Origin of the sequence: Streptosporangium album, assembly GCF_014203795.1 — a bacterium.
Lineage (GTDB): Bacteria > Actinomycetota > Actinomycetes > Streptosporangiales > Streptosporangiaceae > Streptosporangium > Streptosporangium album.
This window is the reverse complement of sequence record NZ_JACHJU010000001.1, coordinates 1,863,610-1,879,546: the sequence shown is the minus strand read 5'-3', so window position 1 is coordinate 1,879,546 and position 15,937 is coordinate 1,863,610. Positions and strand designations below refer to the sequence as shown.

The following is a 15,937-nucleotide window of genomic DNA, read 5'->3' as shown; positions in this document are numbered from 1 at the left end:
CCCGCGTAGCCCTGGGCCCCTCGCTGCCGGTTACCGGCCTGCCGCGTAGCCCTGGGCCCCTCGCGGGTTGGCCGCCGCGCGCAGGAAGCCGGGAGATCCGGGATCCCTGGCGACCGCGCTGAGGCGGCCGAGCGACCAGGAGTCCTGGACCTCCACCTGGTGCCCCCGCCGTCGCAGCTCCTCGACGACGGCGGGGTCCGCCCGGTCCTCGATCAGCATCACGCCGGGCTGGGCCTCGCGGTCGGCGAACGCGAGTTTCGCGCACTCGATGACCGTGTGGAGGTAGTCGGCGCTGAGATATCCCATGCCGGACAGGTCGAACCCGGACAGCAGCGCGAGCTGCTGCAGGAAGGCGGGCCCCTGCCCCCACGGCCCGGTCTTGCACACGGTGTACCCGTGGTAGTCGAAGGTCAGGGGGTCCTCGACGGTGGCCTCCCAGCCCGCGAGGTCCTCGGCGGAGAGCAGGCCACCGTGGACCTCGCCCGAGGTGTCGCGCCAGGCGGTGCCGGCGCAGAACTTCACGATCGTCTCGGCGACGAAGCCGCGGTACCAGATGTCTCGGGCGGCGGCGATCTGGCCCTCCCGAGTGTCGGAGGCCGCCTCGGCCTCGGCGACCAGCCGCCGGTAGGTGGCGGCCAGCACGGGGTTGGCCAGCCGGGATCCGGCCTCGGGAACGCGGCCGTCCGGCAGCCAGGTCTCGGCGGAGGTGGGCCAGTCCCGGGTGAACATCTCCGCCACGGCTCCGATCGTGCCGGCGATGCGGTCCAGGACCGGGATTCCCCGCTCCGCGTATCCGATGGCCGCCTCCAGGACATCGGCCAGCGGCCAGGTGCCCCAGCGTTCGAGCATGAGCATCCAGCCACCGAACGCGCCGGGCACCGTCGCGGGAAGCAACCCGGTGCCCGGGACAAGGTCCAGTCCGAGGCCGGTGAAGTGGTCGATCGTGGCCGCGGCCGGCGCCACTCCCTGACCGGAGACCACCGAGACCTTCTGCTCCGCCTCGCTCCACAGCAGGATCGGCACCTCACCGCCGGGCCCGTTGAGATGCGGCTCGGCCACCTGCAGGACGAAACCGGCGGCCACCGCCGCGTCGAAGGCGTTGCCGCCGCGTTCCAGCACGCTCATCCCGGTGGCCGACGCGAGCCAGTGGGTGCTGGCCACCATCCCGAAATCACCTGTCAGCTCGGGTCTGGTCGTGAACACGTCGGATCCTCTCACTTCGTTGATCGAGGTCAGATCGAGGACGCTCCCAGCGACTTCTTGAGGAAGTCGACCTGGAGCAGGAGCAGGTTCTCGGCCACGACCTCCTGCGGGGTCATGTGGGTGACGCCGGACAGCGGCAGGACGTTGTGCGGCCGGCCGGCGGCCAGCAGGGCCGAGGACAGGCGGAGGGTGTGGGCGGCCACCACGTTGTCGTCGGCCAGGCCGTGGATCAGCAGCAGCGGGCGGTCCAGCTTCTCGGCGTCGGCGAACAGGGACGAGGAGTCATAGTGCCCGTCGCCGGGCAGGCCGAGATAGCGCTCGGTGTAGCAGGTGTCGTAGAGGCGCCAGTCGGTCACCGGCGCTCCGGCGATCGCCGCGTGGAAGACGTCCGGGCGGCGGAGCACGGCCAGGGCGGCCAGGAACCCGCCGAAGGACCAGCCGCGGATGCCGACCCGGGAGAGGTCCAGGTCGTCGGGGAACTGCGCGGCGGCACCCTGCAGGGCGTCCACCTGATCCTCCAGGGGCGGGCTGGCCAGGTCGTGCAGGACGGCCCGCTCGAACTCCGGTCCGCGGCCCGGGGTGCCGCGGCCGTCGGCCACGATCACCGCGAAGCCCTGATCGGCGAACCACTGGCTGGTCAGGTAGGCGCCGGAGGCGGCCAGCACGCGCTGGGCGTGCGGTCCGCCGTAGGGGTCCATGAGGACCGGCAGCCGCACCGAGCCGGGCACGTGGCCCGACGGGAACAGCACGGCGGTGGACAGGTCGCGCCCGCCCGCGCGGATCAGTGAGACCCGCAGGTCCAGACCGTGCCGCTCGGCGTGGGAGGCGATGTGGCCGCGCGCCTTGCCGTGATGGATCACGCGGGTCACCGACCCCTCGTCGCCGAGGGTCTGGCCGGTGACCACCAGTGTTCCGCCTGCCGTGTGGCCGCTGTAGACGCCGCTCTCGGCCGGGCTGACCAGGGTGATCCGGCCGTCCTTGTAGGCCCACAGGGCGATCTCGGTGGGCTCGCCGCTGGCCCGGAAGAGCACCGCGTCGCCGTCGATGTCGAGGATCTGCCGGACCTGGAGCGTGGCCGGCGTGACGGGCTCGTCGCCGATGATCAGGCGGTGTCCCCCGTCGAGGCTCGCGGCCCAGACCAGGGTGCCGTCGGACAGGTGGCCGGGCACGCCGGTGACGATGTCCACCCAGGCGGGGTCGGTGTCCTCGCGGACGAGCGTGGAGCTCCCCGTGGCGGGGTCGACCCGCAGCAGGCGCATGGTCCGCTGGTCGCGCGCCATGGTGACGATCAGCAGGGCGTGGGCGTCCCAGGAGGCGGTGACCAGGTATTCGTCCTGAAAGGGGACGGGGACGCGGGAGCCGTCCAGGGCCAGGATGAAGAGCTCGACCCCGGCGTTCGCGGTGCCCGCGGCGGGGTAGCGCTGCTCGACGGCGGGCCGGGAGGGGTTGGCCGGGTCGGCGATGTGCCACCTGCCGACCGGCGACACGTCGGCCCGCTCGGCCAGCACCGCGTCACCGGACGGAGACCACCAGTAGCCCCGCATGCGGTCCATCTCCTCGGCGGCGATGAACTCGGCCAGGCCGTACGTGACCTCGGGCGACTCGGGGCGGGCCAGCACATGGTCGACCTCGTCCTCGAGATCGTGGACGTGGAGCGCGCCGCCGGTCACGTAGCCGACGTGTTCACCGGTCGGGGAGATCCGCGGGTCGATCACCGGACCGGCCGTCTTCAGCTTCCGCACGCTCCGGGTCTTCAGATCGGCGAGGTAGAGACCGCCGGAGAGCGCGAAGGCCGCCGTGGTCACCGCGGAGTCGGTGCTGTAGCCGACGATGCCGCCCGCCTGCTCCCGGCTGCGCTCACGGCGTGCCCGCTCCTCGGGCGGCAGGTCGTCCTCGTCCACGGCCAGCGCGCGCGGGTCGGCGATCAGCCGCTCCCTGCCGCCGGCGACGTCGTACTCCCACAGGCAGGTGACCGGGTCGGAACCGCCCTTCGTCCGCAGGAAGACGACGCGATCGCCGCCCGGCGCGATGGTGAAGCCGCGCGGCACCCCGAGGGTGAAACGGCGGGTCCTGGCGTGCAGACGAGGGAAACTCTCACTCATGTCAGCCATCTTGCCAGTTCCCCGCCGCGCCCCGCGGCCCCGGCCGACGGCTCGGGCAGGAGAAACGGGGGCGCCCGGCACGTGCCCGGCCTCCGGGAATGCCCAGAGCCGGACCCAGGGGTCCGATACCTTCCTCATCGCCTTCGGCTCAGGGGCCCGGATACCCTCGAAACATGACTGACCGTCGCCTGCTGCTCGTGCACGCCCACCCCGACGACGAGACGATCGGTAGCGGGGCGACCATGGCCAAATACGCCGCGGAGGGCGCCCACGTCACGCTGGTGACCTGCACGCTCGGCGAGGAGGGCGAGGTCATCCCGCCGGAGCTGGCCCATCTGGCCGCCGACCGCGACGACACCCTGGGCGGGCATCGCATCGGCGAGCTGGCCGCGGCCTGCGCGGCTCTCGGCGTCACCGACCACCGCTTCCTCGGCGGTCCGGGCCGCTGGCGCGACTCCGGCATGATGGGCGTCGTCTCCAACCACCGCGGCAACGCCTTCTGGCAGGCCGACCTGGACGAGGCGGCCGGCGAGCTGGTCAAGGTGATCCGCGAGGTGCGTCCCCAGGTCCTCGTCACCTACGACGAGAACGGTTTCTACGGCCACCCCGACCACATCCAGGCCCATCGCGTCTCCCGGCGGGCCTTCGAGCTGGCCGCCGACCCGGTGTTCGGGGAGGGGGAGCCGTGGCAGGTCGCCAAGTTCTACCTCACCGCGACGGCCAGGTCCACGATGCGCCGGACGGCCGAGGCGATCGGTGAGGCCGGCGTGCGGTTCCTCGCCGAGGACACCGAGGACGTGCCCTTCGGCTGCGCCGACGAGGACATCACCACCGAGATCGACGGCCGGGCCCACCTCGACCGGAAGATCGACGCGATGCGGGCGCACGCCACCCAGATCAGCGTGGACCCGCCCTGGTTCGCCCTGTCCAACGACATCGGCCAGGAGGTGCTCGCGGTGGAGCACTTCATCCTGGACTCCGGGATGCCCGGGCCCGCGGGACCCGGGGCGCCGGCCGAGGCCGGGGGGCTCGGCGAGCCGTACAAGCGTGAAGCCGACCTCTTCGCCGGGATCCACTAACCTCGATGGTTGTGACGGAGCAGGCCCCAGTGGCAGAGAAGCCCTCGGTGGCGGCGGTTACCGCTGCGGCGTATGTCGTGCTTTTTCTGTTCGGCCTGATCGCCGGGGTGCTCGGGGGGTTCCAGCACGCGTGGTATCTCGGGTCCGTCCCGATCTCGGCCGTCGGCTGGGTCGTCCTGCTGGCCGCGGTCTGTTACGGCGCCGGGCGGGGGATGGGAGGCAAGCTGCCCGCCCTGGTCCCCGGACTGGGCTGGCTGGCGATCACGATGATCTGGCTGGGCGGTCGTGCGGAGGGTGACGTGGTCATCGCCAACGACCTGTCGGGCTACGTCTACCTCTACGGTGGCCTGGCCGCCATCCTGGTGGGCGTCCTGTTCTCCCCCTCCGGCGGCGGGGCATGGCTGCTCGCACAGCGCCCGTACGGCTCCCACCCGGCCCAGCCGGGCCCGTCCTCGTCGCCGCCCTCCTAGCCCGTCCGGCGGCGAGAATGTCGATCGCCGCGTTGACACCTCGCCGAGCCATGCCCGCTCCGGCGTCTGTATGGCTTGAGTATTGTGCCATCTGACCTATGGTTATTCGCATGGGTATTCGATAAATCCGCGAATACATTGGCGATCGCGCCAACGCCGCCCACTACCCTGGCCCGCCCGGTGGTGCACAATCCGGGTATGCGGCGCTTGCATCGAGTACGGCGGACGCTCAACTACGTGAACCTGTCGACGCCGCTGGGCCTGCCGATGCTCCCGCTGTACGTCGTCGCGGTGGTCGTCTCCATCCTGATCTGCGGCCATCAGGCCTCATGGAATGTCTTCGAACGACTGGCGGACCTGGAAGACGGGAATTATCCCTATAAATCGCCCTGGTGGCACCGGAAGGACACCACAGGTTCCGCAGAGTGACACCGAAGGAATGAATCCGCTTAAAGAGCGACCTCCAGGGAAGAGCGGATCATTACCGAAGGGGGACCGTTCATGGCGCAGACAGTCCGGCCCACGACACCGCCACGCGTGCCCGAGCGGACCTGGCCACGCGATTTCAGAGATCGGCTGACCTCCCCGCTCCCCATGTTCCATGAACTCGTGTCGGTGGCATGGCACGGTGGGTTCCGGCCCGACATCGGGGACGCCGACCGGATCCCGGTCCATCGGGACGGGCTGCCCCTCCCCGCCGGGACCGAGGCGGTCGTCACCTGGGTGGGCCACGCGACCTATGTCCTGCAGGTCGGCGGGCTGACGATCCTCACCGACCCGGTCTGGGCGAGAAGGATCCCGGGCGTCCGGCAGCGGCTCACCCCACCCGGCGTCGCGTGGACGGACCTGCCCCGGGTGGACGCCGTGGTGATCAGCCACAACCACTACGACCACCTGGACGCGCCGACGATACGGCGACTGCCCAGGACGACCCCGATCTTCGTCCCCGCCGGGCTGAAGCCCTGGTTCACCCGCAGGCGGTTCCGCGACGTCACCGAGCTCGACTGGTGGGAGAGCGCCGGGATCGGCGAGGTCGATTTCGACTTCGTACCCGCCCATCACTGGAGCCGCCGCTCGGCCTGGGACACCTGCAGGTCCCTTTGGGGCGGCTGGGTGATCAGGGACACCGAGCAGACGATCTACTTCGCCGGGGACAGCGGGTACGGCGAGCGCTTCGCCCAGATCGGGGCGCGCTATCCGGGCGGCATCGACCTGGCGCTGATGCCGGTCGGGGGGTTCGATCCCCGCTGGTTCACGAAGGTCTCGCACGTCGATCCGGAGGAGGCCGTACGGGCCTGCGGCGACGTCGGGGCCCGGCGGATGGCGACCATGCACTGGGGCACGTTCGTGCTGTCGGGCGAGCGGCTGCTCGCGCCGGTGGAACAGGCCCGCGCGGCCTGGACGGGAGCCGGCCGGGACCGCGCGGACCTGTGGGATCTCGCCGTCGGCGAGTCCCGCGTCCTCAGGGCGTGAGGGTCAGGGTGTTCCTGGCCGCCTTCTTGACCGACTCCTCCCGGGCGAGCATGGGAGTGGTCCTGCCGTCCACCCAGAGCGGGGCCTGGTCGGCGTAGTTGTCGTGGAAGGCGTGCCCCGACGCGCCGGTCAGGTTGATCCACTGGGATCTGTCCAGGTCCGCCAGGTCGACGACCATCCGCATCGACGGCAGCCAGCCCACCGTGTAGTCCTTCTGGACGTCCCAGCCCGCGGCGTTGACCGCGTCGTCGCTGCCGCTCACCGGGAACGGGCCGCGGTTGAACAGCCGCTCGATCGGGGCGATCCCGGAGGTGCCGAAGGTCTGGTTGGTGAGCGTCAGCGAGTGCAGGTCCCCCCAGTGCCAGGACTTGGGGTCGGTGCCGAGGCGGGTGCTCAGCTCGTCGTAGGCCAGGGCCATGGCCCGCCTGAGCATGTCGTCACGGGTCTCCTTCGCCTGGGTCTGCGCGTCGTCCCAGAACGGGTCGTCGGCGCTGTCGAGCATGATGCGGACCACCTCGAACCAGCGGTCGCCACCGGTCGGCCAGGCGCCCTCCGGCAGGTCGTCGTTGAAGGTCTCGATGAGCAGGTGCCGCCAGACGGCGTTGAAGTACGTCGCGGGGCTCGACCCCGCCCCCTGCGAGTAGTCCCAGCCGCGCAGCAGCTCACGGGCGTCCCGGGCGGGCCCGGCCACGTTCAGGTCCATCAACTTGGGCACCAGGTAACGGGCGAAGCCGTTCTGGGTGTCCTGCTGGATCTCGCTCATCGCCGCGGCGTTCACCTTGCCGTCCTTCAGCGCGCTCTGGACACGCCCCAGGATGCGCTGGGAGCGGTAGCCGTACGCCCAGTCCTTGGTGAGCATGTGCGGGTAGCGCTCGGGGTCGATGACCGCGTTGTTGGCGGTCACGATGTAGCCCTCTGGCGGGTTGTAGACGCTGGGCAGCTCGTCGAAGGGGATGATGGACTTCCAGGAGTACTCCCCGGTCCAGCCGGGCACCGGCCAGGTGCCGTCGCCCCGGGCCCGCACCGGGATCCGGCCCGGCGCCTGGTAGCCGATGTTGCCCCTGGTGTCGGCGTAGATCAGGTTCTGCGCGGGCACGTCGAACTTGCTCGCCGCCAGCCGGAACTGCTGCCAGTCCTGCGCGGCGTCGAGCGCGAAGATCGCGTCGGCGGTCCTGCCGGGCTCCAGCGCCGTCCACTTCAGCGCGACCGCGTCGGCCTGCTCCTGGAAGGCCGTGGCCGTACCGGGCAGCGTGTCCTTCGCGTCCTTCATGACATCGGAGAGGATCGGACCGTGCATGGTCTCCCGGACCTTGAGGCTGACCGGGTCACCGCCGGCCACCTTGATCGTCTCGGTCCTGACGGTGAGCGGCTTCCAGCCGCCCATGAAGGAGTAGGAGTCGTCCTTCACCCGCTCCAGATACAGGTCCGCGACGTCGGGGCCGAGGTTGGTGAAGCCCCAGGCGATCGCGTCGTTGTGACCGATGATCACGCCGGGCACGCCGGAGAAGGTGAACCCGGTGACGTCGAACGGGCACTGGGCGCTCTTGGTACGGCAGTGCAGCCCTGCCTGGTACCAGACCGAGGGCATGCCGGCCGACAGGTGCGGGTCGTTGGAGAGCAGCGGCTTGCCCGACGTGGTGTGCTTGCCGCCGACCACCCAGGAGTTCGAGCCGATGCCGTTGCCCCCCTTGGGGTCGCCCATCAGGCTCGGCACCGCCCGCATGGCCTCGGACGCCCGGGTCAGCGCGGCCGTGTCCGGCCGCCTGGTGCCGGTGCCCGGCCCGGTGTCGCCGCCCGGTTCGGTGTCCTGGTCGAACCGGTTGCCGGTGACCGAGCCCTTGGTGACGATCGGCTGGTGGGTGTCGAAGGGATAGCCGGGCCAGAGCTGCTCGACCCGCTCGCGGGGCAGTCTGCTCGCCGCGAGCGCCCGGCCGATCTCGTCCGACATGTTGGAGCGCAGGTCCCAGGCCATGGCCTTGAGCCAGGCGAGCGAGTCCACCGGGGTCCACGCCTCGGGGGTGTAGCCGAAGTTGGTGAGCTTGAGGACCGCGTACTCCAGGCTCTTGGCCGTGAAGCCCTTGTGCTGGTCCATCCAGGAGTTCACGCCCTTGGCGTAGGCGTCCATGTAGCGCCGGGTCTGCTCGCTGAGCAGCGGCAGCTCCGCCTCGGCCACCTTGCGCCACCCCATGGTCCGGATGACCTTGTCCTCGGTGAGCGTCGCCGAACCGAACATCTCCGACAGCCGCCCGGCCGTCACGTGACGGCGGAAGTCCATCTCGAAGAACCGGTCCTGTGCGTGCACGTAGCCCTGGGCGAGGAACAGGTCGCCGGCGGAGTCCGCATAGATGTGTGGAATACCCGTCTTATCGCGGTATACGGTGACTTTTCCTGTCAGGCCGTCCACTTTGAGCTCGCCCGAGAGCTGCGGGAAGGAGGCGCGTACGGTCCACACGCCGACCCCGGCGAGGACCACCGCGAGCACCACGAGGACGGTGAACACTCGTGCGAGCCACTTGAGCGGCCTGGGCATCCAGGCATACGGCCGGAACCTCACAAAGACCTCCTATGCGACATGCTCGAACAAGTTTGGCAGCACCTCGGAGAGGAAACACCGCTTCCGCTCGGCCAGAATGCGACGCATGGAGTTCACAACCGCCGATCTTGTCGACGCCCACGGCGACGTCCTCGACACCGCCGCCCTCGGCGGGCTGAGCCTGGGCATCAAGGCTCTCGGGTCCAACCCTCGCAAGAGCGCCAAAGAGGGTGCCGGTGACCTCGACGTCCCCGTCACCTTCGGAGAGGTCACCTTCGTCCCCGGAGCATGGCTCTACAGCGACGAGGACGGCATCGTCGTCAGCCCTCACGCCCTCCTCTGAGGGCATGGGATCGCCAGGGCGGGCGGGGCCCGTTGTCCTCCCCTAGCGGCCGCCCGGGGCTACAGGGCGGTCTCCAGGACCACCGACCGAATGGCGAAGCCGTTGCGCTCGTAGAAACGCACCGCGGCCTCGTTGCTCGCGTACGCCGTCACCCCGGCGTACTCCGCCCCGTGATGGCGGGCCCAGGCCCTGAACTCCTCCACCAGAGCGGCGCCGGTCTTCTGCCCCCGATGGGCGGGCCGCACGTAGATGCTGCCCAGCGTCGCCACCACGACCGGTCGCATCGGGGTGGGCCCGGACAGCCTGCCGGTCAGGTGGCCGATGATCTCGCCGTCGTCCGCGGCGACCATCACCAGGCGGTGCGGGTCGCTCAGGGCGTCCCTGAACTGTGCCAGGCCGCGCTCCGTCGGCCAGTTGACGTTCACGGTGAGGTCGCGGGCTCCGGCGTCCTCGGCGAACAGCGCGGAACTGCAGGCCACGACTCCTTCAAGGTCCGCAACCGTGGCAGGCCGTACGACAACGACAGTCTCACTCATGATCAGGACGCTACCGGCCGCCACCGACATTAGACGCGATCTGCTACCACGACCTGCGGAAACATGACCATTCCATGCTGGAGACGTCGTATTCGGCGGCGGTTCCATTGCGGCGTCGCCGTTCGGAGTCGTTCGGAGCTCGCCGTGACCGTCGAGGTCGGGTCGTGGGCGTCCGGACCGGCCGGCGACCCACCGCGGGCCGCGTGGAGGACGGGTGCTCCGCACTGTGCATGGTGGTCGCGAGCGGCTGCGTCTAAGGTGATCTCGAACACTGGATGATCACATAGAAGGCTCCCCCATGCTTGCCATACGCACGATCGCCCGGCCCGTGACCGCCCTCGCCATGAGTCTCGGCCTGATATCCGCATCCGCCGTGACGCTGAGCCCCCAGGCCTCCGCCGCCTCGGGCTGCTCGGGCTCGCGGGTCGAGTCCCGGGCGGTGAAGAACAATTCCGGCACCACGCTGGCCTGGCTCAACGTCTATTGGGACGGCACCTACAACTGCGCCGAAGTACAGTCCTCCGGGGCAACGTGGGGGACGAGCAAAAAAATGGGCGTCTCCATCCAATCGTGCCCGCTGAGCAGCAAGGGGCAGAACGGGTGTAACGCCATCGCCTTCGACGGCGACAGCGGCACCTTCAAGTACTACGCCGGGCCGGTGAGGGTCAACGGCGTCGGCAAGTGCGTGGCGGCCTCCGGTGAGGTCGTCATGCCGGGAGATCCGTACGTACACCAGGCTTTCACGAGTCCGTTCGTGGGCCACTGCTGAGCTCGGGCACCCCGTCCCTCGCCGAACGCCTCCAGGCGCGTCAGCGAGGGACATCGACCGCGCCACCACCGCCGGGGGCAGACCAGGTCTGGCCCTCGGAGGTGTCGGCGACCTTCACCCCCAGGCCGGCCAGCTCGTCGCGGAGGCGGTCGGAGGCGGCCCAGTCCCTGGCCTCGCGGGCCCGCTCCCGCTGCCGGAGCAGCTCGGCTGCGCCCGGCGGCAGGCTTGGGGCCCTGCCGATGTCGATCGACAGGTCCAGGCCGAGGATCTGGTCCAGGTGCAGGAAGGCCTCGAACCGGGAACCGGGGGCGATCGCGTCGTCGCGCTCCAGCTCGCGCAACAGGCGCAGGGCCAGCGGGGTGTCGAGGTCGTCGTCGAAGGCGGCCTCGATCGCCGAGACCCGTTCGGCGGGCATCGCGCGGCTCGGCGACTCCGACCATCCGGCGACGCGGGAGCGCCAGCGCCGCAGGGTCTTGTCGGCGGCCCGGAGCGTGTCCCAGGTGAGGTTCATCTGCTGGCGGTAGCGGTGCTCCAGCAGTGCCAGCCGTACGGCCAGCGGGTCCAGGGCCGCGTCCACCACGTCGCTGAGCAGGACGATGTTGCCGGTGGACTTTGCCATCTTGCGCCCGTCGAAGAGCAGGTGCTCGCCGTGGACCCAGTGTCTGACCACCTCGTGCCCGGCGGCGGAGTCGGACTGGGCCCGCTCGTCCTCGTGGTGCGGGAAGCGCAGGTCGATCCCGCCGGTGTGCAGGTCGATGTGCTCGCCGAGGAACCGCAGCGACATGGCCGAGCACTCGACGTGCCAGCCGGGGAAGCCGCGGCCCCAGGGGGAGTCCCAGGTCATCTCGCGGTCCGCGGGCTTCCACAGGGCCCAGTCCGCGTGGAACCGCTTGCGGGGATCGGCGCCCTCCAGGCGATGGCCGGGCCGCAGCCGGTCGAGCCGGTTGCCGGAGATCTCACCGTAGGTCGGGAAGGAGGCCGCGTCGAAGAAGACGGATCCGTCGGGAGCCGTGTAGGCGTGCCCTTTCTCCAGCAGCTTCGCGATCATCTCGATCATCAGATCGATCGTCTCGGTCGCACGGGGGGAGTGCTCGGGCGGCCGGATGTTCAGTGTGGCCGCGTCGGACAGGAAGGCCGCCTCGTAGAACCGCGCGATCTCCAGCCCGGTCCGCCCCTCGGCCCTGGCCTGGGCCAGGACCTTGTCCTCGCCCTCCGGGTCGATGTCGGCGGCGTCCACCAGGTGCCCGACGTCGGTGATGTTCCGGCAGGCGATCACCCGGATCCGCTGGCGCTCGCTGACCCGCCTGATCAGGTCTGAAAGGACATATGTCCTGAAATTGCCAACATGGGCATGGCGATAGACGGTGGGCCCGCAGGTGTACATCCGCATCGACCGGGCCCCCTCGGGCAGGACCGGTCCGACCTGGCGATTCCGCGTGTCATACAGCCGCAACATGCCCCGAGCCTATTCTCAGCCGCCGGCACCCTCCAGGAAGGCGAGGATCTCGCGGTCGCCGCGGTCGCGCAGGCGGGCGATGACCTCCTCGCGGGTGCAGCCGTCGGCCAGCCCGATCCGGGCGCCGATCAGGCGGATCCCCTCGGCCTCGGAGGCGACCGGGGCTGTGTAGCCGATCAGGTAGAGGGCCCGGTTCAGCGCCGGAAGGCCCGGGGACGAGGTGGGCAGGTAGCGGGTCAGGAGCTCGCCGCCGTCGGAGACCGTCAGGAAGACGTGGTCGCCCTCGGAGGCGTTGGCCGCCACCAGGATCGGGCGGATGGAGCCCATGGTCGGCTGGTTGTGCCAGCTGATCACCACGTCGCCCGACGGAGTGGAGGCGGTCAGCTGGCCGCCGGGGGCCATGCCCAGGTGCGCGGCGAAGCCGGTCGGCAGGGGAGAGCCCGAGCCGCGCAGGTGCTCGGCGTTGATGTCCACCCGGTGCCACCAGCGTCCGTCGCGGCTGCGGAAGCAGCGGCGTGTCGCCGACACGTCGCGGCGTGGCTGGTAGTCGGCCTGCTCGGTCCCGGCCACCCGGATCCACCCGCGCTGGGTCCGCTCGAAGCCGGGCCCGCCGGCATAGGCGCGGACCGAGCTCTCGCTCACGTCGTAGCGCGCGGTCAGATTCGTCACGATCGTGTTGACCGACGCCTCGCCGTTGGACCGCTCGATCTCCCGGGCGATCATCTCCCTGATGCCCAGGTACTGCTCGCCGCCCCAGCGGGACAGGCCGTACTTGTTCCGGTCCAGCCGCAGGAACCGGTCGTCGGCCGTGAGCTGGTTGCGGATGCCGACGAGGCTGTAGTCCTCGCCGATGCGTTCCTGGATCTCCTCCGGCGTCAGCGCCTGGCCGGCCACCGCGAGCACGGCCTCGGTCTTGTCGTTGACACTGCGCGGCCACGGCACCACGTGACCCTCGAGGACCCGGAGCTGCGGCACCGCGATGAGCCACCGCTCGGCCACGTCCTCGCGGATGCCGAGCTGGCTGACCAGCGTGACCGCCTCCTCCAGCGGACGCGGCCCGTCGGTGAAGAGCTGCCGGGTCTTCTCCCGCAGCTCGTCGGCGCCGCCCGCGACCAGCCAGCCGTCCACCTGGTCGTACCCGGTCAGCAGAGTCCGCACGAACCGCCAGGCCGGGATGCCCAGCGTGGCCATGTCGGTCCGGTGCCAGGGCACCGCGGCGGCCAGGTCGTCGGCCGGTACGGCGGAGCCCAGCCTGCCCCGCAGCCAGGACACGTGAGCGATCAGCGACGCGGCCTCCTCGCTCGCCAGCCAGGCCTCGACATGGTCGCGCAGGTCGCGCTCGATCTGCCGGATGCGCTCCCTGGTCACCGAGAACCGCTGCGCCAGGTCGTCGAGCGTGGCCCGCTGTGAGGCGTAGAGACGGTCCCTGGCGATGGCGCGCTGCCGCTCGTCCATGGCGGCGAAGACCTCGTCGATCAGCTCCGGCAGCGGCCGGTCCGGCAGGGAGGGACGGACCTGGGCGACGCTCTCCGCGGTGACGGGTTCGAGCAGCCGTTCCAGCACGCCGGTGAACAGCTTGTGCACCCCTTCGCGGCCGAGTCCCTCAGGCGTGCGGACGCTCGAAGCCGGATCGGCGAACCTGAGCAGGGGCAGGATGTCGCCGAGCATCAGATGCCCCCAGCACGCCAGGGCGAGATCGGCGAGACGTCCGGCGACCTCCGGGGTCCCGATGGTGGAGCAGGCCCGGTCGAGCGGAAGCGCCTGCCACCATGCCTCGGAGAGACGGGGGTCGGCTGCGATCGGCGCCACCTGCCCGGGAGAGGTCCAGCGCAGGGGTGGCACGATGTCGCTCAGGCTGAGGTTCATTGAGGTCCAACCGGCAAAGGGGAATATATCCGCAGTTCAGAGTATGTGATCAGGTGGGAAGGAACGGACTGGCTCGCCCGGAGTAGGAGACGTAAAGAAGCTCGCCGGCACGGGTGCAGGCCACGTAGAGCAGGCCGCGCTCGCGCTGGAGGTCGTGTGCCCGGGCCGAGGGATCCTCGCCGGCGGGGGTGAGGGAGTCCAGGGGCGGCACGATGCCGTCGGCCACGCCGATCACGGCGACCCGCCGGAGCTCCAACCCCTTCATACCGTGAAACGTCGTCACTCTCACCCCCAGCTCGCGCAGGGCGGACCGGGCGTCGCGCACGAGGCCGGCGGTCCTGGCGGCCACCCCGATCTCCCGCGGCGGCACGCCTTCCTCCACCCACTGTCCCACTTGTGTGACCAGACCGGTCAGTTCTTCTTCCGGTGAATCGTAAGCTCGGACCACCGGCCGGTGCCCGTGCCGGGTGGCGTGGAAGCCGTACAACTCCTCGGCCCCGTCGACCAGCCCGTCCGCGGGTCCGCCGCCGCGCAGCCGTACGCCCCAGGCGAGGATCTCCTGCGGGAGCCGGTAGGACACCTGGAGACGCCGCTGGATCGCCTCGATCCCGACGGAGCACAGTGCCACCCGCGCGTCGAAGATGCGCTGGTGCGGGTCGCCCACGATGAACAGGTCGTCGTGGGCGTGCGGCACGGCCGCACGCAGCAGCCGCCACTGGGTGGGGTGCAGGTCCTGCGCCTCGTCCACCACGATGTGCCGGTACGGCTCCCGCCTGGGCGCCGTCTCCTCCAGCAGGTCCCCGGTCGTCTGGCTCAGCAGCGCGGCCGCCTCGGCGGCCAGCTGGAGCAGGGTGCGCTTGCCGCGCTCCCGCAGCTGCCCGGTGACGTGCTCGACGGCCCGCCAGATCTCGGTCCTCTCCGGGCCGGTGAGCTCGACGCCACGGCCGGGACGCGGCGCGCCGAGATACTCCTCAAGGGTCTGGAGGTTCTGCGCGAGCACCACCTGTTCCCACTCGCGCAGCAGGAACGCCGGGCTGTGGTCGCTCTCGGTCTCCCGCCAGAGCGCGGTCAGCTCGGCGGCGCCGACCAGCCTGGGAGGGCGCCCCTCGGCCTCGGCGACGATCCGCTGGGCCAGCCGGTCGACGTTGCCGACCTCGACCCGTTTGCGTGCCGTCTCGTCCTCGATCAGCAGATCCAGCCGGATGGAGAGGTCGGCGCTCAACCCCTGGGAGAAGGTGACGAGCAGGATACGGCCTCCCGCGTGCTTCGCCAGGAAGGCCGACCGGTGAAGGGCGATGAGGGTCTTGCCGGTGCCCGCGCCGCCGGTGACCAGGATCGGCTGCTCGTAGGACTCCCAGCGGGACAGCCGGTGCTGCGCCGGGTGCAGGAACAGGCACCAGCCGGGCGCGTCGAGCACGTGGTTCAGCTCACGCGGGCTGCCGACGAAGAAGGCGCGATCCGGGCTGCGCAGGAGCGCGGCGGCGAAGTCCTCGGGATCGACCGGATCCCGGGTGGGGGCGACCGCGCGGCAGGAATCCAGCTCCCGCCATGCCCCGGCCATCGACTCGCCCCTGGCCAGCGCGGCCAGCGGTGCGTACTGCGTCGGGGGCAGCAGTGGCTCCAGCGCCTCCAGCATCATCCTGTCGGTGATCTGCCGGACGAGGGGCAGGAACCTCCTGCCGATGCCCAGCTCCATCATGTCGGTGTCGCAGGTGTTGAAGAACAGCCGCGCCGGGGAGGCCTCGGCCGCCCTGCGCACCGAGGGCTCCACCTGGTCGAGCGCGGCGGCGTCCCACATCTCGACGACGCCCAGCGCCGTGTTGACGCTGAACCGGTACCGCTGCGCGTAGGCCCACGCCTCCGCGTCCGGCAGCACGGTCAGCAGCCAGTAGACGTCCCGCTGCTTGACCACGACGCCGCGGTGGCGGTCGGCCAGCCGGAGAGTGGCGATCCGGGGGTCCCTGGACCCCCTGACCCGCTCCGGGTGCGGTGCGCCCGCCACGTTCTGCATGAACCGGCGTACCGAGACGACGACGTCGCGGCGCACCGGTTGGTCCAGGGCGCCGAGTTCCCTGGGGAACTCCGGGGAGATCGCGAGCCGTGGCAT

At 70.7% G+C, this 15,937-nt stretch carries 12 protein-coding genes and 1 pseudogene; 6 read left to right on the top strand and 7 right to left on the bottom strand.

Annotated elements, in window-relative coordinates; genetic code table 11:
* Positions 1 to 30: 30 nt before the first annotated feature.
* Positions 31 to 1,203 carry a gamma-glutamyltransferase family protein gene (locus FHR32_RS08795; RefSeq protein ID WP_312882180.1) on the bottom strand — a complete coding sequence of 391 codons (1,173 nt, stop codon included), beginning with the start codon at positions 1,201 to 1,203 and terminating at the stop codon, positions 31 to 33.
* Between the two features lie 29 nt (positions 1,204 to 1,232).
* Positions 1,233 to 3,305, bottom strand: a complete 2,073-nt coding sequence (locus FHR32_RS08790; RefSeq protein WP_184753847.1) for a S9 family peptidase — start codon at positions 3,303 to 3,305, stop codon at positions 1,233 to 1,235.
* Positions 3,306 to 3,478: 173 nt separating this feature from the next.
* Between FHR32_RS08790 and mshB the strand changes: the two genes are divergently transcribed.
* The 4 genes from mshB to FHR32_RS08770 all read left to right on the top strand — a co-directional run bounded on the left by mshB (position 3,479) and on the right by FHR32_RS08770 (position 6,327).
* Positions 3,479 to 4,384 (top strand): N-acetyl-1-D-myo-inositol-2-amino-2-deoxy-alpha-D-glucopyranoside deacetylase, encoded by a 906-nt coding sequence (mshB, locus tag FHR32_RS08785; RefSeq protein WP_184753846.1) that lies wholly within the window; start codon positions 3,479 to 3,481, stop codon positions 4,382 to 4,384.
* A 29-nt stretch (positions 4,385 to 4,413) separates the two neighbouring features.
* Positions 4,414 to 4,854, top strand: a complete 441-nt coding sequence (locus tag FHR32_RS08780; RefSeq protein ID WP_184753845.1) for a DUF6113 family protein — start codon at positions 4,414 to 4,416, stop codon at positions 4,852 to 4,854.
* Between the two features lie 198 nt (positions 4,855 to 5,052).
* Complete coding sequence (locus tag FHR32_RS08775; protein WP_184753844.1) at positions 5,053 to 5,283, top strand: hypothetical protein; 231 nt, start codon at positions 5,053 to 5,055, stop codon at positions 5,281 to 5,283.
* Between the two features lie 72 nt (positions 5,284 to 5,355).
* Positions 5,356 to 6,327, top strand: a complete 972-nt coding sequence (locus FHR32_RS08770; RefSeq protein ID WP_184753843.1) for an MBL fold metallo-hydrolase — start codon at positions 5,356 to 5,358, stop codon at positions 6,325 to 6,327.
* On the opposite strand, the gene FHR32_RS08765 is transcribed toward FHR32_RS08770, so the two are convergent.
* Positions 6,317 to 8,857, bottom strand: a complete 2,541-nt coding sequence (locus FHR32_RS08765) for a penicillin acylase family protein (protein WP_221465773.1) — start codon at positions 8,855 to 8,857, stop codon at positions 6,317 to 6,319. The two genes, FHR32_RS08770 and FHR32_RS08765, sit on opposite strands and share 11 nt — an antisense overlap.
* Positions 8,858 to 9,002: 145 nt before the next feature.
* Between FHR32_RS08765 and FHR32_RS08760 the strand changes: the two are divergent.
* Positions 9,003 to 9,203, top strand: a pseudogene (locus FHR32_RS08760) (RraA family protein); the annotation flags it as partial.
* 59 nt (positions 9,204 to 9,262) lie between these two features.
* Here the strand turns inward: FHR32_RS08760 and FHR32_RS08755 are convergent.
* Positions 9,263 to 9,739, bottom strand: a complete 477-nt coding sequence (locus FHR32_RS08755) for a GNAT family N-acetyltransferase (protein ID WP_184753840.1) — start codon at positions 9,737 to 9,739, stop codon at positions 9,263 to 9,265.
* 298 nt (positions 9,740 to 10,037) lie between these two features.
* Between FHR32_RS08755 and FHR32_RS08750 the strand changes: the two genes are divergently transcribed.
* Positions 10,038 to 10,508, top strand: coding sequence for a hypothetical protein (locus tag FHR32_RS08750; protein WP_184753839.1), 471 nt, complete (start codon positions 10,038 to 10,040; stop codon positions 10,506 to 10,508).
* Between the two features lie 40 nt (positions 10,509 to 10,548).
* Here FHR32_RS08750 and cysS read toward each other — a convergent pair whose 3' ends face one another.
* Genes cysS through FHR32_RS08735 form a run of 3 tightly spaced genes read right to left on the bottom strand, consistent with a single transcriptional unit; the run spans position 10,549 to position 15,937 of the window.
* On the bottom strand, positions 10,549 to 11,964 hold the full coding sequence (gene cysS / locus FHR32_RS08745) for a cysteine--tRNA ligase (RefSeq protein ID WP_184753838.1): 1,416 nt from the start codon (positions 11,962 to 11,964) through the stop codon (positions 10,549 to 10,551).
* Positions 11,965 to 11,979: 15 nt separating this feature from the next.
* Positions 11,980 to 13,830 (bottom strand): sigma factor-like helix-turn-helix DNA-binding protein, encoded by a 1,851-nt coding sequence (locus tag FHR32_RS08740; protein ID WP_184753837.1) that lies wholly within the window; start codon positions 13,828 to 13,830, stop codon positions 11,980 to 11,982.
* Between the two features lie 49 nt (positions 13,831 to 13,879).
* On the bottom strand, positions 13,880 to 15,937 hold the full coding sequence (locus FHR32_RS08735) for a UvrD-helicase domain-containing protein (RefSeq protein WP_184753836.1): 2,058 nt from the start codon (positions 15,935 to 15,937) through the stop codon (positions 13,880 to 13,882).

Bases quoted from the DNA above. Each gene is read 5' to 3' on its own strand.
- FHR32_RS08740 (WP_184753837.1), bottom strand. From the start codon at position 13,830: ATGAACCTCAGCCTGAGCGACATCGTGCCACCCCTGCGCTGGACCTCT.
- FHR32_RS08770 (WP_184753843.1), top strand. From the start codon at position 5,356: ATGGCGCAGACAGTCCGGCCCACGACACCGCCACGCGTGCCCGAGCGG.
- mshB (WP_184753846.1), top strand. From the start codon at position 3,479: ATGACTGACCGTCGCCTGCTGCTCGTGCACGCCCACCCCGACGACGAG.
- FHR32_RS08775 (WP_184753844.1), top strand. From the start codon at position 5,053: ATGCGGCGCTTGCATCGAGTACGGCGGACGCTCAACTACGTGAACCTG.
- FHR32_RS08750 (WP_184753839.1), top strand. From the start codon at position 10,038: ATGCTTGCCATACGCACGATCGCCCGGCCCGTGACCGCCCTCGCCATG.
- FHR32_RS08790 (WP_184753847.1), bottom strand. From the start codon at position 3,305: ATGAGTGAGAGTTTCCCTCGTCTGCACGCCAGGACCCGCCGTTTCACC.
- FHR32_RS08765 (WP_221465773.1), bottom strand. From the start codon at position 8,857: ATGCCCAGGCCGCTCAAGTGGCTCGCACGAGTGTTCACCGTCCTCGTG.
- FHR32_RS08735 (WP_184753836.1), bottom strand. From the start codon at position 15,937: ATGCCACGGCTCGCGATCTCCCCGGAGTTCCCCAGGGAACTCGGCGCC.
- FHR32_RS08755 (WP_184753840.1), bottom strand. From the start codon at position 9,739: ATGAGTGAGACTGTCGTTGTCGTACGGCCTGCCACGGTTGCGGACCTT.
- cysS (WP_184753838.1), bottom strand. From the start codon at position 11,964: ATGTTGCGGCTGTATGACACGCGGAATCGCCAGGTCGGACCGGTCCTG.